Origin of the sequence: Streptomyces flavofungini (assembly GCF_030388665.1) — a bacterium.
GTDB lineage: Bacteria > Actinomycetota > Actinomycetes > Streptomycetales > Streptomycetaceae > Streptomyces > Streptomyces flavofungini_A.
Genome location: NZ_CP128848.1, coordinates 19,953 through 44,901, shown reverse-complemented (window position 1 = coordinate 44,901; position 24,949 = coordinate 19,953). Strand labels below are relative to the sequence as shown.

Below are 24,949 nucleotides of genomic sequence, written 5' to 3'. Positions count from 1 at the left end.
ACTCCACCCTGACGGTATGCCCGCGCCACACCACAGCCGCGACACGAAGAACCGCCCCGACCCGCCGCCGGGCACGGCGACGTCGGGGCGGCCGGGGGCTGTTGCCCAGACCGCGTCAGGCGGCGGGAGTGGGACGGGGACGGATCTGTTCGGCGAGAGCGTGGGCCAGGTCCTCGCGGCTGTGGGCAAGCTGAATCAAGGCTCGGACGATGGCGGACTTGTCGACGGGACGGCCCAGGTACCGGCGCAGCCCGAGGGCGATCTCATCGAAAGCGACAGCATCGGCGGAGTCGAGGAGCAGCGTGTACTTGCTGCGGGAGGCGGCGGCCGGCGGCTGTTCCTCCTTCGGCCCACCCTTCGCATCCGATGCCGTCATGCCGTTGCGCCGTCGTGCCGTTGTGCCGTCAGGCTTCCCTTGATCTGCGGCGTTGTCGTCGAATCGGCTGCTCAGGCCAGCGAGGAGATCGTCAACGCCCGAGGTGTCGACGGGGTCGAAGTTCTTTGCCATCAGGCGGAGACCTCCACATCGGTCAGGAGACCGGACTTCACCGCAAGGTCGCGGAACATCTCGGCGACGTCGCTCTTGGGCGCGTACTGGGCGATGGTCTGCCCCTTGTGCTTGGACTCGGTCACAGCGGTACGCATCGGGATCTCCCCGACCACGGGCAGCGACAGCGCGTGGATCGCCTCGTACACACCCTGAGTGAAGGTCGAGAAGGGGCGCGCGACGCGGTTGAGGACGATGCCCCGGTAGAGCGGCGGAGTGGTGCGGGTCTCCTTGGTCAGGGTCGCCGTCTGCCCGAGGAACAGCTTCAGTGCCTCGATCGCGAAGGTGTCGACGTCCATCGGCACGAGCGCGTCTTTGGCCCAGACGATGACGTTGTCAGTGTCGATCTCCAGCGCCGGGCGGCAGTCCACGATGATGTGGTCGAAGTCTTCGTCGAAGTGTTCCAGGACCCACTCCAGTCGGTGCTCCTTGGAGCGGGTGCCGTACAGGTGCCGGGCGAGGGTGAACATGTCGAGCGCGCTCGGGATCACCCACAGGTTCTCGCTGTGCTGCCGGATCAGGTTCCGCGCTTCCTCAAGGCCGGTGTCCTTGAGCATGGCCTGAGTGAGCGTCAACTCGTCGGTGGGGTTCAGCCGGCTCATGCCGAGTCCGGTCGTCAGGTTGCCCTGCGGGTCGAGGTCGACCAGGAGGACGCGCTTCCCCGCGGCTGCGAGCGTGCCCCCCAAGTGCATGGTCGTGGTGGTCTTCGCGACGCCGCCCTTCTGGTTCAGCATCGCGGTCCTGGTGGTTGTCATGGCCCGGGACTCTACCGCGTGACGGCACACCGTTACGACGGTGCAACGGCATAACGGTGTGCCGTCACAAAGCAACTGACCTGCCATGATCTAGTGAGAGAACCCCTCATGTGGGTGACAGCACAGTGGCTTGCGGGCTCTCGGGAACGGCGAGAGCATCCGCAGAAAGCCTGGAAACAGGCTTCCACAGACTTCGGTGAGCGCCCCGGTTCGCGTCGCGCGTCCGGGGCCGCGCGTTGCGGCCGACGAGCCGCAACCGCTGCGAACGGGGCCCTCACCGCGTCGTCCGGTGGGGGCCCCGCCTACGGGTTCGCCCTGCTCGATGGGGCGTCACTGCCGCCTTTCCGTGCGTGCCCGGTAGGTCTGCATGGCTGCGGACTGGGCGCACTTCCACGCGGCGCGCATCCGGTTCCCCACCGGGCAGTAGTTCTCTCGCTGGCAGGGAGCACAGCCGTAGAGGTGCCCCATGTAGCGCGCGTACAGCTCGTCCGCACGCGATGCGGCCTGGTCGGTGGCGTTCACGACTCAACCGCCTTCAGCGCCTCGACGGTGGACAGTAGTGCGGTGAGGTGGGCGGGGTCGCACAGGTGCCCGCGGCGCGACGGTGGCACCGCCCAGTACGTGACAGGCGAGACCCTCTTCCCGATCCGCGGCACGGCGAGGTACGTGCCGCTCCGGAGCCGGTCTGCGGGCCCCCGCCATGCGGCGTCGGGGGCCACGAGCACGTAGTAGCAGCCGCTGCCCGTGCGGGTGTCGCAGATGACGGGGCCGTACAGCCAGTCGGCCAGGGCCTGATCCACCACGTCCGCCTGGTCGCTGCCCAGCGCGGCGTGGACGAGCCGGCCGGGGACGCGGATGGCGTCGAAGCGCTCGCCGAGCGGCAGGAGCGCGACTCCATGGTCAGCCCACTCCGATACAGCCTGACGCGCTACGGGGTGGGCGTGTGCGAACCAGTCGGCGATAGCGCCGTGGTCGGGGCTCTGCTCCCGTGCGCTGCTTTCCGGGCCCGGCAGGGGGACCTTACTCTCGGCCATGTCGACTCCTTGTGGTCGGCCATGCCCCCGGGCCGTAACGGCGGTCGCGGGGGTCCGTACATCTGAGTCAACTCCTCCGAGCACCCGTCGACTTGCACAGGTTTTGCACAGAGCCGCTGCGGGCACCCGTCCGGCCTGTGAGCATGGACGGAACGGCTATGTGGCTCCCAGAAAGACTTGATTGCCATGGGCACTACGACGGATCCGGCACCGGGCGCGAACGTCGCCCTGCTCCGCACGACGCGCGGCTGGTCTCAGGCCCGGCTCGCCCGCGAAGCGCACGTCTCCCACTCCCTGCTGAGCAAGGTCGAGGTGGGGGACCGTCCGCTCACCCCGGCCGTGGCGGCCGCGCTGGGCCGGGCGCTGGGCCTGAGCATGGCGGAGGTACAGGGACAGGCGTCCGTCGCCGCTGACGACGAACCCCTGCTGTCCGAACTGCGGTCGGCGATGCGGGACTACGACCTACCCCAGGGCCAGGCCGTGCCCGAGGGCCGCATCAGGGCCGACCTGGAGACGGCCGACCGGCGTCGCGATGCGGTCGACGTCGCCGCCCTGCTCCGGATGCTGCCCGCACTGCTGCGGGACGCCACCACGTACGCGCACACGCAGAACACGGCCGAGTCGTGGTCGGCGCTCGCCGACACCTACAGCACGGTGTACTGGCTCGCCGCCCGGCACCGCTGGATGGACTTGGCCGAACTCGCCGTGACGCGCCAGCGGTGGGCCATCGAGCAGCAGCCCAACCCGATCGGCGAGGCCTTCGCCGATCGCGACCGGGCAGGCACTTACCTGAACTTCGGCGACGTCGAGCGCGGCCTGGACGTCGTCGACCGCGCGATCGTGACCGTGCAGTCCACCCCGCTCTCGACCACCGACCGCGACCTGGCCGTGGGCATCCTGAACCTTCGCGGCATGACCCTCGCGGGCCGACTCACCGACAAGCGGCAGGGTCTGCGGGAGGCTGAACGACACATCCGCTCCGCGTGGAACGCGGCCGGCGCCTTCAGCCACGACGTCGATGCACACGGGCTCACCTTCGGACCGCAGAACTGTTTCACGCACGTCCTGGCGACCCGCGTGGACCTCGGCCGGACGCGGGACGCACTCGCGCTCACCGACGACCTGGACGCGGCCGTCGCAGGGCTTCCACCGACCCGGGTCGCACCCACCAAGATCAACTATGCGCGCGCTCAACTCGCCGTCGGCGACCGCGACGGCGCACTGGAAAGCCTGGGCGCAGCGTTCGACGCGGCGCCGCAGATGGCCCGCATCCACCCCATGGGGCGCGAAGTCCTGCGTGTCCTCGTGTCGCTGCACCGACGCTCAAACCCTCAGTTGCTGCGGCTCGCTCGGCTCTCCGGCGTCAGCCCCTGACAGCCCTCAGTACCGAGCCACCGTCACAACGGCACGACGTCATACCGTCATGCCGTTGTGACGGCATCGATCACTTGACCTGCTATTTCACCGGGTCAGGTCAACAGCCCATGGAGGACAGCCGCGCCAGGTGACCTTGGAAGGCCAGTTCTACGATCCGGCCGCTGGCTCCGTTCCTGTTCTTCGCCACGATGGCCTCGACCGTGCCCGACGTGGGGCCGGTGTCGGTGCCGTCCTCGGCGAGTTCCCGGTGGAGCAGCACGATGATGTTGGAGTCCTGCTCGATGGCGCTGGACTCCTTGAAGTCCGAGACGAGCGGGCGGCGGCCGACGGCGCCGCGGTTGAACTGGGCGAGGGCGACGACGGGCACCTGGAACTCCACAGCGAGGAGCTTGAGGCCGCGGCTGATGTCGGCGACTTCCTGCGCACGGTTGGAGTTCTTGTTGGTGCCCTCGGGAGTCATGAGTTGCAGGTAGTCGGCGACGACGATCGCGGGGGCGTGGCCGCGTGCGGTCATCCAGCGCATCCGTGCGCGGATCTTCGACAGCGAGAGGTTCGCGCTGTCGTCCAGGACGAAGTGGTGGGCGGTGGCGAGGCGTTCGCTGATTTTGCGGATGCGCTCCCAGTCCCGGTCGGTGACCTTGCGTCGGACGAGGCTGTCGAGGTTGACCCCGGCTTCGGCAGCGGTGAGCCGGGCCATCAGCTCACTGCCGCTCATTTCCATGCTGGCGACCATCGCAGGCTTGCCGTGCTTGAGCGCGGCGTGAGCGACGAGGTTCATGCCGAACAGCGACTTGCCGCCTGCCGTCGCGGCGCCCACGGTGACCAACTGGCCGGGCTTGAGTTGGATCACGTCGTTCAGGTCGGGCCACGGGGTGTCGAGCGCGTTGGGGTCGGCGCCGTCCTGGAGCTCGTCGACGAAGCCCTGCCAGCGGTCGGCGACCGACAGCGGCGGCGCGGCCTCGACGGTGCCGGTCGCGGCCGCTTGCACCTGGGCCATGGCGTCCTGAACGATCTGGTCGGCGTCCTCGGTCTGCGCGTACGCCTGCGCCACCATGCGGGTACCGGCCTCGATGACCTGCCGCAGCGCGGCGCGCCCGCGGACAATTTCGGCATAGTATGCGCCGTTCGCCGCCGTAGGCACCGTCTGCACCAGAGTGTGCAGATACGAGGCGCCCCCGACCTTGGTGAGCTCACCGCGTTTGGTGAGCTCGGCGGCAACCGTGATCGGGTCGATTCGCGGCTTGCCGATGCTGGTGGCGTACATGTCGAGGATGGCCCGGTAGATCGTTTCGTGCGCGGGGCGGTAGAAGTCCTCCGGGCCGCGCAGGATCGAGGAGACCTCGTCGACGACCTGCGTAGCCGTGGCGGGGGAGGGCACCAGCATTGCGCCGAGGACGGCTTGTTCGGCTCCGGTGTCGTTCGGCGGGACCCGGTTGAACCCGGCGTCGTCGGTCTCTGCGGTGTCGGGAAGTTCTGCGATGCTCACGCGTAGAGCTCCTGTTCGGGGAGTTTCGAGCGGCGGCCGGACCCTGGCGAGGATTCCCGGCCGCCGCCGTCATGTTCAGAGGGCCCACAGAGGGGCCTGAGCGCCCCCGAGCGCGCCGACGAGGGGCCCTCGGGCCTTCCGGACATCCGGTGATCGCTTGGGCCGCCACAGGGCCGTCTGCGATCTCCGGATCAGGTTCCGGCGGCTGCGGACTTCCGGACCTTGCCGGGGTGGCAATCGGCGCATGGCGCAGTGGTGCGCCACCCCTCCTCGTTCTCCGTGGTCTTCATCCGGGTGAGCTCGTCACAGTCCAGATCACCACAGTGCGGCGGCAACTCGGCGCCGGACTGCCGGAGTTGCCGGACCTGGCCGGGCACGGTGGCGGTGGCGGCCGCGCGATGGCGGCGGACCAGGTTCTCAATCCGCGTCTTGAGCGCGCCCTGCGGGTTGTTCGGCCGCTGGCCCTTGGTCAGTTCAGCGACCAGGGCGTCATCGAGCTTCCACCCCTGGGCCGTGGTGCTGTCCACGAGCAGTGGGGCGTATCGCTTCGCCGTCGGACGGCCGACCGCGAACGGCGCGGGCAGCTCCTGAAGGAACTCCTCCGCGTCCGCGATAGCCCCTGCGTCGAACTCGGCTTCCGCCGCCTCCCCCCGCGAAGCGGGGTCGCTGTGACCCTCGGTGCCGGTGAGGGGGTTGGGGGAGGTGGTATCCACCACCTCCGGGGGGGGTGTGGGGGGGAACCGCCATTGGAGGCACATGGTGCGACCTGCGGGTTTGCCGCATCCACCATGTGTGGCGGTTCACCATGTGTGGTGATTGGAGGCACATGGTGCGACCTGCGGGTTTCCCTTTTACCCCCATTCCATGTGCCTTCATTGGAGGCACATGGCGCGACCTGCGTGTTTACCTGCTCGGCAGAGACGACCTCGATCCGCTCCTGGGGAGGCTTCGGACGCTTCGAGATCTCGTAACGCATCCCGACCATCCGGCCGCCCTCGCCCTTGATCCGGTACGCGCGGATGTATCCGGCCTTGCGGATCAGAGCGAGCTCACGCCGTACGGCGTCCTCGCCGAGCGGCTTGCCGTTCGCGGACTTCCAGCCCATCGCGCGGAACCAGCCCACCAGTTCGGCGACGTCGAAGTCCTCGCCGGGCGGCATGAACCACAGGGCCTGTACCACGGCGATCGTCAGCGGCTGCCAGCCGTGCCCGAAGAACGTTTCCTCGGTGATCGTCACACTCGGCTCGGGCTCGATCGCCCGAACCCACGTCTCGCTCATCTGCTGCGGTCTCGTCATCGGTCCACCTCGGGAGCGGAACGGACGGCGTCCGATGAGTGCGGCACGGCTGTCTCGGGCCCCTCGATGGCCCGACTGAATGTGGGTGCGGGGGCATTCTGTAGCACCTGTTGCGGCCTCTCGTAGCCGCTGACCGGGTGTGAAAGGCCGAGACTCGGATCGAAATCCGTCCTCGCCTGCTCTACACTCGGCAGCGTGTGGGCCCCCCGGGGCTGGGTTCAAGTAGGTGTTGACGCACCTGCTCCAGCCGGAACCGGGGGGTTCGGTTTTTCTAGATCACGTATTACTGGGAGTCAGCGTACTCCCCTTGTGACTCTCCGTGCGTTCCCGCAGTGACCTGCGGGTTCTCTCCATGCATAGGGGGCATGCGCTCTTCACCTCGTCAGTGGTCAGGAGTGTTGAGGTTCCGCAGGTGGGCGCGAAAGTCCACTGCGTCGGGGACCTTGGCGTAGTTGGTCTTGAGGATCTGGCCGAGGTCGCTGGCGACCATGGTCAGGCTGGGGAGGGACTGGCGTTCGCCGCCGAGGGCGCGTTCGCCGTAGGACAGGGCGGAGTCGAGGTCTCCGCTGCGGGCTGCTGCGACGGCGAGCGTGATGCGGGCCTCTGCGATCCGCATGGGCGCGCGCTCCGTGCCGTCGAAGTCGGTGCTCGCCCGGATGACCTCACCCGCAAGCTGCTCGGCGAGTTGGTCTTCACCGACCTTGCGGTAGCAGTCCATGCGGTAGAAGTCGTACTTCGCGGGGTCGACGACGAAGTGGTCCTCGATGTTGTCCGGGTAGGGCAGGGCTTCGAGGACCTGGCGGCCCTTGTCGAGCGCGATTTCCGTCTGCTGCCGATCGCCCAGCCGCGCCCATGCCTTGGCCTCTTGGGCGAAGAGCTGGGCTGCCACCGACTCGTTCGGGGCGAGCGCGACTCCTTCGCGGGCGGCCTGGATGACGCCGCGGTAGTCGCCGCGCGTCAGCGAGAACCAGCACCGCATCTCATGGCCCCACCCGATCACGCCGAGGTGGCCGGCCTCGTCCCCGAGGGAGAGCGCGGCGCGACGGGTCGCTTCGGCCTGGCGGGGATCGCCCGAGTCGTACTCGACACAGCCGACCAGGAGCGCCAACTTCCCGGCGAGCGCGTACAGGTCGCGCATCTGGGACAGGCTCACCCGCCGGTCGAGCATCGCCACAACCCGGCTCATCCACGCCCGCCCCTCCGTGAGGAGCTGCGCCGTGGGCAGGTAGGCGTACTCGGAGCAGAGCCGGTCCACGGTGATCCGCAGCGCGTCCAGGGTGGCCTGGTCGACGTCTGAGGCCCTCATGCGGGCCACGATCTCCACTGTGTCCACGCCGCCCACGACCTGAAGTTGAGAGCGGGGCTCGCGGCCGGTCGGCGGGAAAAAGGCGTTCGTGGTCGTCCCGAAGGTGGCCGCGATCTCGATCTTGTACTTCTCCGGGAACTTCTCTCCGGCCTCCCAGCGCTTCCACTGCCGCAGCATGCTCTGCTCGTCCGGCCCTCCAGGGTCGTACGGGAGCCGGGCCATCAGGGAGCGGACCGCCGTGATCTGAGACCACTGGCGGGCAAGCCGTTCCTCGCGCATCCGACGTGCCCAGGTGGGCCGGTCGTCCATGGTGATCACCTCCGGAAACTGGGGCCGAGTGTGACAGCGAGAGCGCTCCGCGGCAGGTGACACCCATGGGTGACCTTCAAAGGTCCCCTTGAAGAGTCACTGTCAAGATCACCCCTCCGGTTGTCAGGTTGGTTGCCCAACCGGCAGACGGAACGGGGTGGCTTGCGTGGCTGTCACGGGCAGGTCGGAGCGTGGGGGTCAGCGGCTCTTTCGCGTGGTGCGTACTTCAAGGCCAGCCTCTTCGAGCCAGCCGTACAAGGTCTTGGAGCTGACCCCGGCGAGTTCCCGGATACGACTCCGCTGCGCGCCGACGCGTGCCGCCTCGACAGCCGCCGCCCGCAGCGGGCCGTTCAGTTGCTCGGCCTCGGCGAGCAGCCCTGTGCGGCGTGTGCCGATCTCGGCTACCTGTCTCAGCGCAGCGGCGCGCTGCTCCTCCGGAAGCTCAACCATACGGAGACGATACCAGGAGGCAGACCCTGGGTCCTCTGGTTGTTTCCAGGAAATAAATCTGGCACCATGGAAACAGATGGTCGGTTGGCTGACTAGCCAGCAAGCCAGCTAACCCGCAGGTCAAAGCGCCCTGATGGCAGCGCGTCATGGCGGCCCGGACGGAGTGTTCGTTCCTTCTCAACTCCACATGGACACCCGGAGCCACGACTCGTCGGCACCTCCGAGCAAGAGATCTGCGGAGAGGTGCCACCACGGCGAGTCCTCTGGCCACCCGGGATCAGGCAACAGCGACAAGCCGTAGGCCCTGCCTGTGCGTGGCAGCACGCACCTTCTCCCATGCCCCCTTTCGGGTGGACAGGGACCGATGCGCACAGGTGAGACAAGGGCGAAGATCGCGGGCCCCGTAGGCAGCAGTCGACCGGTTCGAGTCCGGTCCGGGGCACCCCCTTTTGCGGCTGACCAGCCGCCGCAGTCGCCGCCAACTCCGTGGTGCACGGCAGGTTGGCGGCGGCCGCGGCTGCTCGTCCGAGCAGCGACAAGGCGGCGGCCCCGGAGGTGATAGCTCCGGGGCCGCCTGTACAGGAACTGACTAGGAGTCCCTGTGATCGACAGCATGACACGCGCCGTAGAGCGCGACGAGACCGACGTCCAGGAGCTGCACGAGCTTCTGCTCGGCATGGTCGCCGACGGCGATGGGCGCGCGGCGACCGCGGGCCGCCGCGCGCGCCGGACGTTGCAGGAGATGGTGCCAGGCCACGTGCGACAGCCCGTGCTCATCCTGCACCGCCCGCTGATGACGGGCAGTCAGCAGCCCCGCAGGCCCCGGCAGGGAGCAGACGACGTCTGCCCACTGTGCGAGTTCTGGCGCTGCCGCTGCGACGAGATCTTTTCCGCCGCCCCGGCCGCCCCGGCGGCGCCGGTCCGCGCGTCCGGTGACGGCCAGTGCAGCACGTGCGGCATGTGGTTCCAGGGCTGGAACGGGGGCGTCTGCGACGCCTGCCGCGCAATCTGCCGGTGAGAGCGCGCCTCATACGGGCGGCGCGGGCAGCGCAGCACCGTGCCGCCCGCGCCGCCCACGTCTTCGGACCCGACCACCCCCGTGCCCGGCTTCTCCTGGCGGCCGCCGCTGTGGCGGCGGCCGCGGCGTGGGAGGCCGGCCACTGGGTGGTCGACGTCCACCCCGCCCACCCGCACACCCGAAAGCGCGGTGCGCACCGACACCACCGACACGACGACAGCCTTGGGGAGGAGAGCCCCCGGGGCTGTCCACCAGGACCTGAGTGGAGGACCTGATGGAGATCAGCATGGCACGCACCCCGAACGAGCCCATGGCGGATGAGGACGAGCCGCGGTTCGACGTCCCGGACGTCCAGATCATCGGCACCGTCTACAAGATGTCCTTGCAGACCGACCGGAGGGGCGCGGTCCTCGTCGCGTACTCCCAGGACGGCGACAACGGGCGCATCGGTCGCAGCTTCATTCGGTTCGACGAGGCGGGGCTCGACTACCTCCGGTCCCGCCTCGTCGACGGCGACGGCGACGGCCTGTGAGGTTCTACGACCCGGACGGGACCGAGTACGGCATCCCGACCTACCCGAAGCGGCTCGCGCCGGACGGCTTGGCCGCGCCGGTGCGGCCGATGACGCCGGGACGGTGGCGCGCCGTGCACGCCATGATGCGTGCGCGCCGCACCTGTCCGGACTGCCAGGTCACCTTCAACCACGTGATCCCGACGTCCCTGGGCTGCTGCCCGGGGTGCGCCGACTCCCCCGTAGCCCTCGCGGCCTGAAGGAGAAGCATGTTCAAGAGCAAGGGAGAACCCCGTTCCTGGTCTCCAGAGCCCGGGGCCTGGTCCCTGCGGACGCTGGTCCTCGGCGTCCTCGGCACGATCACCGTGGGCGTGGCGGTGCTGTCCATCGCCGTCAGCTACCAGATCCTGACCCCGCGCTTCGGGGTGTGGGCCTGGCCGACCGTCGGGGCGCTCGACGCGCTGTGGGTGGTGCTCCAGGCGACCGAGATCCTGGCGGCCAACAATGTTCGGCGCGCTCGGCGTGTCCAGTGGGCGGGCCTCGCGCTGACGGCGGTGATCGCGGCGATCCCCACCGCGGATCTGGTCCTGAACCGCACCAGCGGCGACTTCGACCTGGCCGTCATCATCGCGCCGTTTGCGATCGTGGCGACCAAGACGGCGTGGTGGCTCGTGCTGCCCTCGCTCGGCCGGAAGGTCTCGCCTGCGACGCTCAAGGCCATCGCGGCACGCCGTCAGGAAGTCGCTGACCGGCTGGAGCAGATGGAGGCCGACGCCGCGCACCGCATCGAGCTGTTGCGGGTCGCGGAAGCGCTCGAACGGCAGGTGGGCGAGGCGGAGACCGACTACCGCAAGGCGACGCTCAAGGCAGAACAGCGCAGGACGGAGCAGCTGCACAAGCAGGCGCTGGACACCGCGAAGGCGATCGAGGAGAAGCGGCTTCCTGATGCGGTCGCGTACATCGCGCTGCCGGAGCTGGAGGGGTGGGCGCCGACCGCGCTCGCCCTGCCCGTCGCGGACCGTCACGCCCTCGGCACGCAGGTGGGCGCTCTGATGGGACCGCAGACCGGCACGTCTCGCGGCACGGCCGTCACGCTCGCCGACCTCGCGGAGGTCAGGGGCGTGCCGACCCCGGAGCCGGGCGCGCCGCTGACGGACGCTCAGCTCGGGGTCGTGCTGCGGCACCTGCGCTACTCCGAGGACCCGCCCCGCTCCTACCGCCAGGCCGTCAAGCTGTTTCGCCGTTCCGGCTTTGTCGGGGCTGAGGACCGCGTGCGCCGTGTGTGGAGCACAGAGGTCCTGACCGAGTCGGACGAGACCGAAGAGGAGACCGAAGAGGAGACCGACCTCGTCTGACCGGCCGCCAGGGAGACGGCGGAGAAGGCCCGCTGACGGGCACTAGTCCGGCACCACCGATGCAGCCCACCCAGCAACGCCTGGGTGGGCTGTGTCGCGACTGCCGGAAGTCGTTGCAGTCGAGCAGTGCAGAACCGGCGAGTGAACGGCGAGCGAGCCCCGCGCCCGCAGACCCGCAGAGCAGACCCGGGACTGAACTGTGAAAACCAGAACTATTCGAACCATCAAGCGAGTTACTCTGTGCAAACTCTTGATCGCTCACAGGCAAGAAGGAGGGGGAGTGGGGAAGAGGAGACACGAACGGGACGAACGGTACGAGCGCGGCGAGGACACCTACGGCCAGATGGCGGGCGCGATCGGCGTTCTGGTCATCAGCTTCGGGGGCCTGGCCGCCATCAAGGACAAGTTGGGCCTGTCGTGGCCTGCCACGGTGCTGCTCACCGCGGGAGTGCTGGTCGCGCTCGGGTACGGCGCCTGGTGGCTCAAGACTCGCATTCAGCGCGCATGGGCCAGCAAGGGCCAGGAGGGAGCCACCAAGACCGTCCTGGCGCAGGAGGCAGGCGCTGAGGATGAGGGGCCTGCCCGGGACGAAGGCCTGACCAAGGCTCTCGTAGCGAGCGGCGCCATCGCGAAGGACCAGTTCGTTCGCGCGGACGAGTCCGTCGTGACACCGCTGCCCCACGGACTCGGCACCCGGCACGAGTTCAAGGTCCCCCTCGGCCGTACCTACAAGCACGTGGCCACCAAGGCCGGTGAAGTCGCCGGTGCCCTGGGCGCAACCCGGCTGCGGATGCAGGTCGAGCGCGGTGAACTCAGCGAACGCGACGTCGACATGACCGTGCTGACAAGGCCGCCGTTCACCGAGCCGTTCGCCCCGCCGACCAGGGAAATGATTCTCGCGCACGAGGGAATTCCGTTCTCGCACAGCATGACCGGTGAACTCGTCGGCATCGACGATTTCACCAAGGGCGCACTCTTCGTAGCGGGTATGACGCAGACCGGTAAATCGACCCTGACCATCGCTCTCATCACCTGCGCCTATATCGCGTACGGTCCTGAACTCGATGTGTACCTCATCGAAGGAAAGCCGGGCGCTCTGGTCCGGTTCGAGAAGGTGGCTGTGCGCTATGAAGCGTCCAGCAAGACATCTGTGTTCGACTCGATGGTCTGCGAACTCCTCAAGAAGCAGCAAGAGCGCTACGAAATGGACAACGCGGCTATGCGGGAACGCAAGCCCAAGCCTCGTCACCGGCAGACGCTTTTCATCGCGGACGAGGTGGCGGACTACTACGTCAGCGATGGAAGCGCCGAGTCGAAGAAGGAGCGGGCGCGGCTCGTGAAGAACTCTTCAGAGCTTGTCCGCAAGGGCCTCGAATGCGGCATCACCGTCATCATGATGACGCAGCGCCCATCCGACAGGGCTGTCCCCGTCGAAGTGCGTGATCAATTTAAGAGGCGAATCTGCCTCTACGTCTCCGGTAAGGGGAGCGCGGAGGTTGCGCTCGGTTCGGACTATTTCAAGACCGAATCCCCGATTCACCCCGCGCTGATGGACGCGAGTATCCAAGGCCAAGGTGTCTACTTCGACGGTGTCTCGTCGAAGCTCATTCGAGGAATCCGCTTCGATGATGAGTTCATCTTCGGGGTGGTCGACGATGTGTATGAGCGACGCCATAAGGTGCTCAAAACGGCGCTGGAGGAGACGCCGGATACGCCGCTCGTGAAGGCGATCGATGTGATGCAGAAAAACGGTGCCGCGTTCATGTCTGCCGCTGAACTCGCTCCGTTCCTCGGCGTCGTGGAGACGAATGCAACGCAGCGGGGAAAGGCCGTTTCCGCGCTTCTGGGGATCAAGCCTGCACCGAACAAAGAGGGCACCAGGCGCGGGTACGACCTCGCACGGCTGGTCGCCGCCGCACAGGCCAACGCCTGACCTCAGCATCCGTCAGAACATCCGTCAGGGCATCCGTCGGTGATCCGTCGGCCTGACAGATCCATCCGTCGGCCTGACAGATCCCCGACGGATCCCCGACGGAACCGTCTGACGGATCTGACCAGCGAAAACACTGAGAACACAGGGAGGGGGAAGTTCGTTGAGATCTGGCGTCGTAGCAGCCGTGGGCGTGGGGTCAACCGTGGTCGTCATCGCGGCCGCGCTCATCCAGGCCGCCGGTGACACGCCCGCGGGCAAGGCGATGGGGGCGATGGGCTTGTCCGTGGCCGTGCCCGACAAGTACAAAGACCTGGTGCAGGAGGCAGGAAACACCTGCCCTGAAATCAGCCCAAATCTGCTCGCTGGGCTCCTCACACAAGAATCTGGTTTCAATCCCAAAGCGAAAAGTCCGGCAGGGGCTCAGGGGATCGCGCAGTTCATTCCGTCCACCTGGGAAAAGGATGCTGTCGACGGCGACGGCGACGGCGACCGTGATGTCTGGGACCCCAAGGACGCGATTCCCTCGGCAGGCGTACATCTCTGCAAAATCGCGAAGGAAGTCAAAGACGTCCCGGGCAGCAAGCAGAACAACATACTCGCTGCCTACAACGCGGGAAGCGGGGCCGTCGTGCACTACGGGGGCGTCCCCCCGTACAGGGAAACCCAGAACTACGTCAAATCCATCGGCTCACTCGTTGGAAAGATGTCGTCCGGCGGGAAAAAGGCAACCACCACGCAGGCTGTCACCGCCGTGAATGCGGCGAATGACATGGTCGGCAAACCGTATTCATGGGGCGGCGGAGACGCGAACGGACCGAGCACGGGAACGTGCTGCTCCCCCCGCGGCCGCTCCGGAAAGGGAATAAAGGGTTTCGACTGCTCCGGTCTCACGCTCTACGCCTACGCGCAGGCCGGTATCACCCTGCCCCGCACGGCATCACAGCAATACGCCGCATCCGAGCCGGTAAAGGCTGGACAGATGCGTGTCGGCGATCTCATTTTCTACGGAAAATCCGCCGAGAGCCTCCACCACGTCGGCATCTATGTCGGCGGTGGGCACATGATCGATGCGCCCCGGCCGGGCACGAAGGTCCGCTACTCGGCCATCGACTCGATGCCGGACAAATTCGGTGTCGCACGTCCCGTACCCAACGCGAACAAGGAGATCTGAAATGGCGAAGTTCACCACCATCCTGGCCAAGCCGCAGGACCTGTCCACCGGATTTTCCGACTTCTTCGACACCATCGGTCTCACCGGTGGCGGCCTCGTCACCAAGGGAAGCGCTGCCGTGATCGCCGTGATCGCCGTGATTATGCTCTTCTCGCTTCCCAACGACCCCAAGCGCGCCCTGCGGAAGGGCAGCATGGCCGTCGGCACGCTGTTCGTCGCCCTGGTCCTCGCGCTCTACGGTGACGCCCTTTTCTCGACCATCACCAACGGCAAGCAGAGCTGATCTGCCATGACATTTATGGCAGACAAGGACCCCTGCGGCCTGCTGCGTGGCCCTGCGGTCGAATTCTGCCGCGAGGGCGAACGGGAGAAGGACGGCGGAGGAGGCGGAGGAGGCGGAGGAGGCGGGGGCGGCGGCGGTGGGCTCACTGACGGCGCCTCAGATCACGTCACAGACCTCGCCAACACCCTGATCAAGACGATCAAGGGGCTCATCGCGCCGAAGGACGCCTGGGCGCCGCAGGAGCCCGACAATGCGGTCTACCAGTCGTTTCTGTGGCTCGGGCAGCACTTGGCCGTGTCGATCTTCTTCTGCGTGGTCGTCGTGTGCGGTCTGACCGCATGGCAGGGCGCGCCCCGCCTCAGGCAGATGGGCGCGTCGACGGGATGGACGCTCGCGGCTGTCGCCGGTATGGCGTCCGTCCCGGGGGCGGTGGCACTGCTTAACACGGCCCTGTCGGAGGCGTTCACGAAGGCGTTTGACAGCAACGAGTCGACCCTGTTCGGCGCCATCAAGGAGGACTTGGACAAAGGGGCGGACGCGGGCAACCCGCTGGGGATCCTGATCATCACTGCGGCCCTGGTCGTCGCGCTCGCGTTCGCGGCGCTGGTGTTCCTCACCCGGAACCTCGGGATCCTGGTGTTCGTGTGCATGGCGCCCCTGGTGCTGGCCTCCCTGGCCCGTGGCGGCGACATGGGTGCGGTCAAGGACCTGGGCGACGCGGCTCCTCGGGTTGATGTTCGCCCCGTTCGCCCTGCTCCTGCTCTCACCGTTCGTCGAGTTCACCAAGGGCTCGCTCGTGGTGGATGCGGTGTTGCTGGTCGCCGCGGATGTCCTGATGCTCAGGATGATTTTCCACGGGGTGCCGTACGTCGGGCCCCGCATGGCGCGTGCGGCCCGCTCGATGGTCGAGGGCCGCGTCTCCAGCCCGCTCGCGCAGCGTGCGATGCGTGCGGGTGTGCCGGACTTCTACGAGCAGGAGAACACCCCGCGCGGCCCGCGCACCGTCATGACGCCGGGGCGTGCCATGGCGCAGGACGGCGACGCCCTGGCGAGCGCGTACGGGCTCAAGACCCGCAAACGCCCGGGTCGGATGACGACCGATTCGGTCGTCGCCCAGGTTCGGTTCGACGCGCAGCGCCAGGAGCGCGTCATGCGCGAGCGCAGGGAGGCCCGCGCGGAGCACGCGCCGTCCCGGACCAGGGCCGCGTCCGGCAGCTCCGGGGCAAGCCCGGCTGCTCCGCCCCGACCGACGCCCACGCCACCGGCATCCGGCTCCGGCTCGCCTTCGGGCGGGTCGGGCACCCCATAGAAGAAGGAGGAAGACGTTGCACTCCCTGACCCCCGGCTATCGCGTCCCTGCCATCCAGCGCGGGCTGAGCCCTCTGGAGACCCTGCTGACGAAGGTCAACGCCGGGGCAGGGGGCGCCGTTATGGCATCGGCGATGGTCGAAACGCCCCCGATCTGGGCGTTCGGCGTGGTCGCCCTGAACGCTGCACTGCTCAATGTCACGGCCGGGCACCGCTCGATCGCCCGATGGGCGGCGGTCGGTGTCCGGCACTGGCACGAGCGGCGCGCCACGCCCCGTCTGGGCACCTCCGCAGGCGAGACCCGCACGTGGACCCTGTACCCGTACCACGGCACCATGCAGGACCCCTACGACCGGGCCGGTTTCCACGCCGCGTTCTCCCGCGCGCTCACCTACATCGGCAACCAGACCCGCAGCGCAGGCATCCAGCTCCACGTCACCCACCACGCGCAGGCCGACGCCGACGCCACCACCCACGACCAGACGATCTCCGTCCACATCCCCAGGAACCTGATCAGCCGCCCGGAGCGTGTCCTGAACACCATCGAGCGGGAGTTGGCCGCCCTCGGCGCGCTGCGCCCGCACACACCCGAGCCGGTACCGGCCGTCAGCGACCGCGCGGGCGACTGGGTCGCCCTTGAGGACGGCCGGTACGCGGCCACGGCCCGGATCACGGGCTGGCCGGCCACGACGGACGACGACCTGATGGCCAATCTGCTGTTGGACCAGGACCGCCCGCTCAAGGACCGCCAGATCAAAAACCGCTCGCTGTCGGTGCTCTACCGGCCCCTGCCCGTGGCGCAGGCCCGCCGCTCCGCGCGGTGGACGACCGCGGCGGGCGAAGCCTTCACCACCGACAAGGTCAAGAAGGACGAGAACGCGATGTCCAGCGGCACCATGCACGACGCGCTCGTCCACGGCGCCACCCTCGTTGACATCGACGCCTACCTGACCGTGTGGGGGGAGAGCCCCGAGGACGTGACCCAGGCCCGCTGGAAGGCCCAACTCGACGCCGACGAACGGCGCCTGCGCCTCGACTGGCTCATCGGCCAGCAGCACCGCGCCCACGTGATGACCACCGCGCACGGCGCACCCACCCGAAAGGGAGCGATCCTGTGATCCGCCTGCCCTCCAACCACGCCGCGATCACCACCCCGCTCGTCGCCTCGAACACTGAGTTCCCCGGCATCGCGATCGGCCGTTCCACCTCTGACGGCCGGCCGTTCCACCTCTCACCGGTCCTGGTCGACTCCGAGATCCTGCCGTCCACGAACTCGCTCGCCATGGGCGGGCTCGGCTCGGGAAAGTCCACCACAGCGAAGATCCGCGCGCGCCGCGAGATCCGTGCGCGTCGCGAGATCCTCGAACACGGTCATCAGTACGTCGTTCTCGACAGCCACGGAGAACAACAGCAGAACCAGGCCGAAGAGGGAGAGTGGGCGCGCCTGACGCGCTCGGTCGACGGCAGAGTGATTGAGGCGGGTGAATTCGCACTCAACCCGTGCAGCACCCTGTTTACCCCAGAGGTCCGCGAGGAACTGATCCGCTCGCTGATCGTCGCAGTCGATGCCAAGGCCCTCGATTCTGAGGCCGCCCACGCACTTCAGCACGCACTCAACAGCCCCAAGGCCTCTGAGTTGAGCGGCCTGATCGACGCGCTCAGGCACCCCGAGGCCGGGCTGTACTCAGCATCGGAGCTGGCCAAATGGGGACAGCGCGTCACGCTCGCCCTCTCCCGCTACGTGCACGGCAGTCTGCGCGGAATTTTCGACGGCCCGAACGCGGGCCTGCCCGAAACCGATCTGCCGATGATCAGCTTCGATTTCACCAAGCTGGACAAGAACAGCCCGGCAATTCCGGCCCTGATGGCCGCAATCTCGTGCTGGGTCGAAAACATCTGGCTCAAGCAGTCGACCGCGGGCCACCGACACCTGGTCCTCGAAGAGGCCTGGCAAATCCTCCGCAGCCCGGCCACAGCCGAACTGATCCAGAGGCTGTTGAAAAACAGCCGCAGGTCCGCGCTGTCGCTGGACGTCGTCATGCACACCCTGTCCGATCTCGGCGAGGGCCGCGCCAAAGACCTTGCCAGGCTCTGCGAAATCGTCCACGTCGGACGGCTCGGCCCCAAAGAAGCCGCAAAAGTCGGCGCTCTGCTCAACCTCCCGCAATGGGCCATCGAGAAAATCCCGACGCTCGATCCGGGACAGGCCGTATGGAAAGTCGGACCCGACTACGTCGACATCGTCCAAACCGTCCTCGACGACGAAGAAGCGCGCCTCACTGACACCTCGTCACGGCGACGCCAGGCACAGCAGGCCCTGACCGAACAGAACACCGACGACACAGCCCTGACCCTCGTGAAGGAGGAGGAGACCAAGGCAGAAGTGGACGGCGGCGAGGACCAGGGCGAGGACCTGGCGCAGGAGCCCATCGAGCAGGACACCCGTGTGCACGGCGGCGACTGGGACTGGGCGATGCCCTCCACCGTCGTCGACCGCCGGCACTACGACGCCGTCCAGGCCGCCGCACAGGGCCGGTGCAACGAGGCCGCCGACCTGGCCGTCATCGGCGAGCGGGAAGACATCCGCACCTACGGCATCAACTCCGACGAGGCCGTCTCCTGGCTCTCCACCCGCGCCAGGGTCGCCGACCTCTGCGGAAGCCCCGACACCGCGGCACAGCTACGCGCTACCGTCACCCGCATGGGCAAACAGGTCGAATGGTGGGACAGCATGCCCGACGAGACCGACGTCGACACGTCACCGGACTGGCACCGCGGGCCCCAACCACCCACACCCGCACCGAACCCGGACGGCGACGAACAGCACGTGCGGTCGCGCCGCCGCACCTGGCCCTACGTCGCCGCAATCGCAGCCCTGACCATCGCCGCCGCAGGCGTATGGAAGAGCGGCGACGACGACAAACGCGACCAGGAGCAAACGGAACGCCAGGAGAAAACCGCCGCGTACAAAGGCAGGTCCGGGGCAGCACTCGACATCGATGGCGTTGAAGCCGATCTGACCGCTCGTTGGACCAGGGACAAGGATCACGTGATCCTGCAACTGAGTTCGTACTTCGACGATGACGCCAAGTATCTGCGCATCGACGCCAGCGGAAAAAGCGCCTACAACACTCGGGAAGACGGGCGAGTCCCTAAGGACCCCGAAATCAGGGTGCCCGTCAAGGATCCTCTCGCCGACGTGACAGTCCGGATAGCAGTTGGCGGAAAGACCTGGAAAAAAGGTCACCGGGCAACTTCACAGGAAATTCGCCTTTCCCCCACCGGAAGTGCCTACGACGCTAAATCCGGGAAGAGATTGCCATCCGACCTCTGAAGAGGTTCCTCGTCCCTCCCGTTGATGGCCTGTGCTCTCCATAAAGGGCACGGGCCATCAACGTTTTGTGTGCTCTCCGGTCGCTCCGCCTGGCTCTCGATACTCCGGAAGCTCCGGAGTATCGAGGACCGGGCAGGCCGACCGGCCGCCTTGCTCAACCTCGCACCCTGACCACCTATCCGAAGTGAGGAAACTCTGATGAATGAATTCGAGCGCCGGAATTTTGAGCTTGACGAGGAGCTGTACGCCCGCATCGCCGCAGGCGAACCCGTCGACGTCGAGGCCGCCATAATGGACAACCACCTGAAGGCGTCTGCCAACGACGACGACACGGGCCGCTGAAAGCCGGAGAGATACGTCCTAGCTCGGTGACGGAGGTTGGGGGCACCGGTGCCCCCAACCCCGGTACGTTGGTGGTGGCACGTCCTGAGCCTGTGGAGGGGGTTCTGATGAGCGCACAGCCTGCAGAGCCAGGACCATCTGGTCCGTGGCGGCCCACGAGCGCGCCGCAGATCCGCCGCGCCCTGCCTGAGGACGCCCGGCCTCGATTCGACGAGGCGTTGGACAGGGCGACGCTGGCGGAGCGGCCGGGCGTGCTGCTCCTGTGGTCCGCCGTCGTCCGCGACCTGGCCGACCCCGCCGGGGACGCGGCCACCCAGGCCGTCATCGACGGCACGAGCCAGGCCAGGACCTGGGAGGAGTGGGAGGCCGAGGGCGCCCTGTGAGCGGATACCGCATCGTCTACGCCCCCGAAGCAGTGGCCGACATCGTGGCCCTCGCTGCGCCCGGCGAGCGCAGGGAGCTGCGCGACGCGATCACCCAGACCCTCACCGACCCCTACGGTGGCCTGTCCATCGAGCGGCCCGGAGGCGGCGGGCACTGGGACCGAGTCGCTCTCGTCGGCACCGTCGCCGTGCGCTACGTCGTCAGCGACGCACCCGGCATCGACCCACCCACGATCACCATCACCCGCGTACTGCCCTGACGCGAAGCGCCCCTGCCCGACGGCGGCCGGCACTGCACGACCTGCCCGTGGTCGGCGAAGCGAGGGAGTAGATGTCATGAACTGTCCAAAGTGCGGAGGCCAGGCACAGCAGGCACCTGATGGGTCTTGGTACTGCCAACTGTGCGGTCCGATCTCTGGGTACGCTCCGCAGCATGAAGAAGCAGCGCCCGCACGAAGCTGAGGTGGACACGGCGGTGGTCACCACGTCTCCGGAGACAGAGATCACCACAACGTTCTGTCGACGGTGCGGGACGCAAGTGGACGGATTGAACGGCCGCTACGCATGCGGCGTGTGCGGCTGGGTGAACCACTGGGCAGAGGGGCACGGGGACCTGCCGAGCCAGGAGAACGACCCCGATTGGCGCGACTGACCCCGCGCCTCGCTGCGTACAACAGGCCCCGTCTGTCTCAGGCGGGGCCTGTTGCTTCATGTCCAGCACCCAGTAGAAGAGCCTTGATGCTCGTCGGCGGCCGCGGCCGCCGTGGGCGTTGCGCCGCCCGTGCCCTGCTGCGCTTCCTCGTCGGCGTCGGAGCCTGGCGTGCGGCGGCCATGTGGCCGTCGTGCTCGCCGCCGCCCTCGCCGGCCGCGGGCGGCCGACGTGCTGCTCGTCGAGCCGGCGGGGCGGTGGTGGGGCGTCGGTCCAAATGGGTCTGCTATTCGGGGAGTTGGGCCGCAGCTGGTTTGGTGATGCGGTTTCTGCATTTCATGTCCGGGCACCCGTGGGGGTTTCTGGTCTTTCCGAAGCACATAAAACCTCACTCATTGAAAATGATTATCATTATTGTATGATTCGTTTAATTAAAATTATCTTATTAAATCTTTAAAATACTAACTTATGCTTATAAATTTAAACTTATTTATTCTATAAAATAAATTCATTTATAATAAACTCTAATTTTAGTAACTAGATTCAATTAGCTATCAATCTATTCCACTTAAATCACTCTTATTTATATATGAATTTTAGTATAGACATAAAAAAAGGCTATATCAAACTCTTAACTTATAAGAATTCATAAATTTTATATTTATAAATTCTCTCATAAATAGTATTGATATAGCTCTCTTTTATAATTTATGCAGTCAAATATTAAATTCTATTTTTATAGATCGTCTATTAAAGCTCCAGCTTTAGCATATGCTGTTGATTTTGCCTCAAAGAAGTCTGTTTTTACTTGGTTTGCATCAGCATAATAATCTACCCATGGTGCTGGATTCTCATTGTAGTCTTCAAATAAAGGTTCTAAACCTATAGCTTTAGCTCTTAAGTTTCCTATGTATTTTATATATCTTTCTATAAGATTTTTATTTATTCCAGTAACATTATCACCTATAACATAGTGCCCCCATGCAATTTCATGTTCAACACCAGTTCTCATCATTTCTCTTAGTTCTTCTTTTAACTCTTTAGTGAATACTTCTGGTATTTCTTCTTTTAATTCCTTTATTATACTTCTAAATAACCATAAATGAGTATTTTCATCTCTGTTTATATATCTAATCTCTTGAGCTGAACCAGGCATTTTTCCATTTCTCTCTAAATTATAGAAAAACATAAATCCTGAGTAGAAATAAACACCCTCTAAAATATAGTTAGCCATTACTGATTTTATAAAGTTTTCCATGCTTGAGTCTTCTAAGAAGTTATTATATAGGTCTCCTATAAATTTATTTCTTTGAAGTAATATAGCATCGTCTTTCCATTGGAATAATATTTCGTTTCTCTCCTCTGGTGAACAAATACTGTCTAGCATATAACTATAGCTTTGTGAGTGAACCGCTTCTTGAAAAGCTTGTATAGTTAAACATAAGTTAACTTCTGAAGCAGTAATATAACTATTTATATTTCCTAAGTTAGCTGTTTGTATTGAATCTAAAAATATTAAGAAAGATAAGAATCTTATCATATGCCGCTTTTTCTTCCTTAGTTAACTTTTTATAATCTTTTAAGTCTTGAGCTAAGTTTATTTCCTCTGGTATCCAGAAATTATTCATTGCTTGTCTGTACCATTCTGAAACCCAAGTATATTTCATATTATTAAAGTCATTTAAATTAGTTGTATTACCGTTTATCATTTTCTTTTTATTAGTTTCAATATCTCCAAACTCATTAAAAAGCGGTCTTTTATTTATTTCCATTTTACGTCACCTTTCATCTCTTTATTTATCTATCTATAATTAATAGATACTCACCTAAGCCTAGATGAGTATCTTTAAAATTCTTAATTTATATTCTAAGCTGAACAACTCTCACATTCGTCAACACTTAGAGATTTACTTCTTACATAATAAATACTTTTAACTCCATTTTTACAAGCTGAAATATAAAGATTCATTATTTGTCTCATAGTATAATCTGTAGTTATATAAAGGTTAAATGATTGTCCTTGGTCTATATGTCTTTGTCTTACTCCGTTTGCTCTAACTGTAAATTCTTGATTTACATTGTAAGCTGAAACATAGTACCAGAAATTTTCTTGACATAATCCAGGTGCTACCTTTGGAGTTATGCTTCCTTTTTCTCTTCTAACCAGAATCTATTCATAACAGGATCTACCCCCTCTGAAGTTCCAGCTAAAGTGGCAGTTGAACCATTTGGAGCTACCGCAAATAGGTATCCATTTCTCATACCATATTTAGCAATCTCTTCTTTTAGTTCTTTCCACTGTGGTGAATTATATTCTCTTAGTTCAAAATAATCACCATTACTCCAGTCGGATCCTTCAAATAATGGATAGCTTCCCTTTTCCTTTGCTATGTTTAAACTAGCTTTTATAGCATAGAAGTTTATTCTCTCATAAACTTTATCTACAAAGTTTAAGTGTTCCTCTGAATCCCATACAATCTTATTATTTACAAGCATATGATGGTATCCTGATGTTCCTAATCCAACAGCTCTATATTTCTTGTTTGTTATTTCAGCAAATGGAACTGAATAATAATTTAAGTCTATTACGTTATCCATTGCTCTTATTTGAGTTTCAACAACGTATTCCACTTCTTCATCTGATGTAACATCAACATTTCCTAATACCACTGAAGAAAGGTTACAAACAACAAAGTCTCCTGGCTTAGTTTTTTCAATAACTACTACATCACCATTTTCGTCCTTAATTTCTGTTTGTTCTATCTCCATAGCACTCATGTTTTGCATTATTTCAGTACAAAGATTTGATGAATATATCATTCCTTTGTGTTTATTAGGATTAAATTTATTTACTGTATCTCTATAGAAAGCAAATGGTGTTCCTGTTTCTGCAGCACTTTTTATGATAAGTCTTACAATATCCTTAACACTCATAACTCTCTTTTCTATTCTATCATCTTCTACACACTCATAATATTTCTTTTCCCATTCTTCCCCATAGAAATCTTCTAAAGAATATCCTTTAACAGTTTTTATTTCATGAGGACACATCATATACCAGTTAGCATCTATATCATTTTCTGCTAACTTCCAGAATAAATCTGGATAACAAAGTCCTGGGAATATATCATGAGCTTTCTTTCTATCATCTCCGTTGTTTGTTCTTATTTGAAGAAACTCTGGTAAATCTTTATGCCATGCATCTAACCAAATAGCAACTGATCCGTTTCTAACTCCTAATTGGTCAACAGCTATGGCTGTATCATTGAATAATTTTATCCAAGGTATAATTCCACCTGATGCACCTTTAAAACCTCTTATGGCTGAGCCTAAGGCTCTTACCTTACCCATATAAATTCCCATTCCGCCACCAAACTTAGAAACCTTTGAGAAATTATCTAATGATTTATATATACCAGCTAAGCTATCATCTACAGTATCTATAAAACATGAACTTAATTGGTAGAATGGCTTTCTAGCATTAGACATAGTTGGAGTAGCCATTGTAGCCTTTATAGAACTTAAAACATCATAAAATCTTTTTGCCCAATAAAGTCTTTTTTCCTTCTTCTCAGGGATAGCAAGGTGCATAGCAATTCCCATAAACATTTGTTGAGGAAGTTCTAATGGTAATCTATTAAAATCTTGAACTAAATATCTTTTTGCTAATAAATTTATTCCACTGTATGTAAATAAAAAGTCTCTCTCTCTTTTTATTTCTTTTTCTAATTCTTCTATATCTTCCTTAGAGTAATTATCTAAAATATATTTTCCGTATAATCCTTTATCAGTAAGTTCCTTTATAAAACCATAGAAATTATCATATGGATTTGCCCCTTCTTCTAGTCCTCTATTTACTCTTACTTCTTCATATAAATTTTTAACATATAACTTCGCCGCAATTTCCTGCCATCTTGGTTCTACTTGAGAAGTTAACTCTAACGAAACTTGTATGAAAGATTTTATTATCTCTTTTTCTCCCATTTTTGATGTAACTATATTATCTAAAGCAACCATTAACTTTTCTTCAGTATATAATCCTGTTTCATCATTCAGTTCTTCTATAGACCATGCACAATATCTCTCTAATAGTGTCATCAA

General features: G+C 62.0%; 23 protein-coding genes and 2 pseudogenes. 15 read left to right on the top strand and 10 right to left on the bottom strand.

Annotated features, from left to right (window positions below; genetic code table 11):
- Positions 1-115: 115 nt before the first annotated feature.
- The 4 genes from QUY26_RS40660 to QUY26_RS40645 form a co-directional block, all read right to left on the bottom strand.
- Positions 116-508, bottom strand: a complete 393-nt coding sequence (locus QUY26_RS40660) for a hypothetical protein (RefSeq protein ID WP_289956876.1) — start codon at positions 506-508, stop codon at positions 116-118.
- Positions 508-1,302, bottom strand: coding sequence for a ParA family protein (locus QUY26_RS40655; protein WP_289956874.1), 795 nt, complete (start codon positions 1,300-1,302; stop codon positions 508-510). The genes QUY26_RS40660 and QUY26_RS40655 overlap by 1 nt, the downstream gene beginning before the upstream one ends.
- A gap of 330 nt (positions 1,303-1,632) precedes the next feature.
- Positions 1,633-1,824, bottom strand: a complete 192-nt coding sequence (locus QUY26_RS40650) for a hypothetical protein (protein WP_289956872.1) — start codon at positions 1,822-1,824, stop codon at positions 1,633-1,635.
- Positions 1,821-2,336, bottom strand: a complete 516-nt coding sequence (locus tag QUY26_RS40645) for a hypothetical protein (RefSeq protein ID WP_289956870.1) — start codon at positions 2,334-2,336, stop codon at positions 1,821-1,823. Before QUY26_RS40645 ends, QUY26_RS40650 begins: the two co-directional genes overlap by 4 nt.
- 186 nt (positions 2,337-2,522) lie before the next feature.
- On the opposite strand from QUY26_RS40645, the gene QUY26_RS40640 reads away from it, so the two are divergent.
- Complete coding sequence (locus tag QUY26_RS40640; RefSeq protein ID WP_289956868.1) at positions 2,523-3,710, top strand: helix-turn-helix domain-containing protein; 1,188 nt, start codon at positions 2,523-2,525, stop codon at positions 3,708-3,710.
- Between the two features lie 100 nt (positions 3,711-3,810).
- Here QUY26_RS40640 and QUY26_RS40635 read toward each other — a convergent pair whose 3' ends face one another.
- From QUY26_RS40635 to QUY26_RS40620, 4 genes are all read right to left on the bottom strand, one after another.
- Entirely contained in the window at positions 3,811-5,199 is a 1,389-nt protein-coding gene (locus tag QUY26_RS40635) for a replicative DNA helicase (protein ID WP_289956864.1), read from the bottom strand.
- A gap of 191 nt (positions 5,200-5,390) precedes the next feature.
- The gene (locus tag QUY26_RS40630) at positions 5,391-5,912 is read right to left on the bottom strand and encodes a hypothetical protein (RefSeq protein WP_289956863.1); all 522 of its coding nucleotides are present in this window, start codon (positions 5,910-5,912) and stop codon (positions 5,391-5,393) included.
- 966 nt (positions 5,913-6,878) lie between these two features.
- On the bottom strand, positions 6,879-8,111 hold the full coding sequence (locus QUY26_RS40625) for an XRE family transcriptional regulator (RefSeq protein ID WP_289956861.1): 1,233 nt from the start codon (positions 8,109-8,111) through the stop codon (positions 6,879-6,881).
- A 198-nt stretch (positions 8,112-8,309) separates the two neighbouring features.
- The gene (locus QUY26_RS40620) at positions 8,310-8,561 is read right to left on the bottom strand and encodes a hypothetical protein (protein WP_289956858.1); all 252 of its coding nucleotides are present in this window, start codon (positions 8,559-8,561) and stop codon (positions 8,310-8,312) included.
- Positions 8,562-9,174: 613 nt separating this feature from the next.
- Here QUY26_RS40620 and QUY26_RS40615 point away from each other — a divergent pair.
- The 14 genes from QUY26_RS40615 to QUY26_RS40550 all read left to right on the top strand — a co-directional run bounded on the left by QUY26_RS40615 (position 9,175) and on the right by QUY26_RS40550 (position 20,851).
- A complete protein-coding gene (locus tag QUY26_RS40615) occupies positions 9,175-9,579 on the top strand; it encodes a hypothetical protein (RefSeq protein ID WP_289956856.1) in 405 nt (134 codons plus the stop codon).
- 286 nt (positions 9,580-9,865) lie between these two features.
- The gene (locus QUY26_RS40610) at positions 9,866-10,111 is read left to right on the top strand and encodes a hypothetical protein (RefSeq protein ID WP_289956882.1); all 246 of its coding nucleotides are present in this window, start codon (positions 9,866-9,868) and stop codon (positions 10,109-10,111) included.
- Complete coding sequence (locus QUY26_RS40605) at positions 10,108-10,350, top strand: hypothetical protein (protein WP_289956884.1); 243 nt, start codon at positions 10,108-10,110, stop codon at positions 10,348-10,350. Before QUY26_RS40610 ends, QUY26_RS40605 begins: the two co-directional genes overlap by 4 nt.
- A gap of 9 nt (positions 10,351-10,359) precedes the next feature.
- Complete coding sequence (locus QUY26_RS40600) at positions 10,360-11,445, top strand: hypothetical protein (protein ID WP_289956886.1); 1,086 nt, start codon at positions 10,360-10,362, stop codon at positions 11,443-11,445.
- Between the two features lie 280 nt (positions 11,446-11,725).
- Complete coding sequence (locus tag QUY26_RS40595) at positions 11,726-13,378, top strand: FtsK/SpoIIIE domain-containing protein (protein ID WP_289956887.1); 1,653 nt, start codon at positions 11,726-11,728, stop codon at positions 13,376-13,378.
- 202 nt (positions 13,379-13,580) lie between these two features.
- Positions 13,581-14,549 carry an NlpC/P60 family protein gene (locus tag QUY26_RS40590; RefSeq protein WP_289956889.1) on the top strand — a complete coding sequence of 323 codons (969 nt, stop codon included), beginning with the start codon at positions 13,581-13,583 and terminating at the stop codon, positions 14,547-14,549.
- A gap of 1 nt (position 14,550) precedes the next feature.
- Positions 14,551-14,832, top strand: coding sequence for a hypothetical protein (locus QUY26_RS40585; RefSeq protein ID WP_289956891.1), 282 nt, complete (start codon positions 14,551-14,553; stop codon positions 14,830-14,832).
- A gap of 733 nt (positions 14,833-15,565) precedes the next feature.
- Positions 15,566-16,141 carry a hypothetical protein gene (locus QUY26_RS40580; RefSeq protein ID WP_289957229.1) on the top strand — a complete coding sequence of 192 codons (576 nt, stop codon included), beginning with the start codon at positions 15,566-15,568 and terminating at the stop codon, positions 16,139-16,141.
- Between the two features lie 16 nt (positions 16,142-16,157).
- Complete coding sequence (locus tag QUY26_RS40575; RefSeq protein ID WP_289956894.1) at positions 16,158-17,258, top strand: hypothetical protein; 1,101 nt, start codon at positions 16,158-16,160, stop codon at positions 17,256-17,258.
- Positions 17,255-19,474: a hypothetical protein gene (locus QUY26_RS40570; RefSeq protein ID WP_289957225.1), complete on the top strand. Its 2,220-nt coding sequence runs from the start codon at positions 17,255-17,257 to the stop codon at positions 19,472-19,474. Before QUY26_RS40575 ends, QUY26_RS40570 begins: the two co-directional genes overlap by 4 nt.
- A 198-nt stretch (positions 19,475-19,672) precedes the next feature.
- The gene (locus QUY26_RS40565) at positions 19,673-19,816 is read left to right on the top strand and encodes a hypothetical protein (RefSeq protein WP_289957223.1); all 144 of its coding nucleotides are present in this window, start codon (positions 19,673-19,675) and stop codon (positions 19,814-19,816) included.
- Between the two features lie 107 nt (positions 19,817-19,923).
- The gene (locus QUY26_RS40560) at positions 19,924-20,199 is read left to right on the top strand and encodes a hypothetical protein (RefSeq protein ID WP_289957220.1); all 276 of its coding nucleotides are present in this window, start codon (positions 19,924-19,926) and stop codon (positions 20,197-20,199) included.
- Positions 20,196-20,459 (top strand): hypothetical protein, encoded by a 264-nt coding sequence (locus tag QUY26_RS40555; RefSeq protein ID WP_289957218.1) that lies wholly within the window; start codon positions 20,196-20,198, stop codon positions 20,457-20,459. Before QUY26_RS40560 ends, QUY26_RS40555 begins: the two co-directional genes overlap by 4 nt.
- A 173-nt stretch (positions 20,460-20,632) precedes the next feature.
- Positions 20,633-20,851 (top strand): hypothetical protein, encoded by a 219-nt coding sequence (locus QUY26_RS40550; RefSeq protein WP_289957215.1) that lies wholly within the window; start codon positions 20,633-20,635, stop codon positions 20,849-20,851.
- Positions 20,852-21,584: 733 nt separating this feature from the next.
- On the opposite strand, the pseudogene QUY26_RS40545 reads toward QUY26_RS40550, so the two are convergent.
- Together QUY26_RS40545 and QUY26_RS40540 are read right to left on the bottom strand one after the other, a co-directional pair.
- Positions 21,585-22,620, bottom strand: a pseudogene (locus tag QUY26_RS40545) (ribonucleotide-diphosphate reductase subunit beta).
- A 95-nt stretch (positions 22,621-22,715) separates the two neighbouring features.
- Positions 22,716-24,946, bottom strand: a pseudogene (locus tag QUY26_RS40540) (ribonucleoside-diphosphate reductase subunit alpha).
- Between the last annotated feature and the right edge of the window lie 3 nt (positions 24,947-24,949).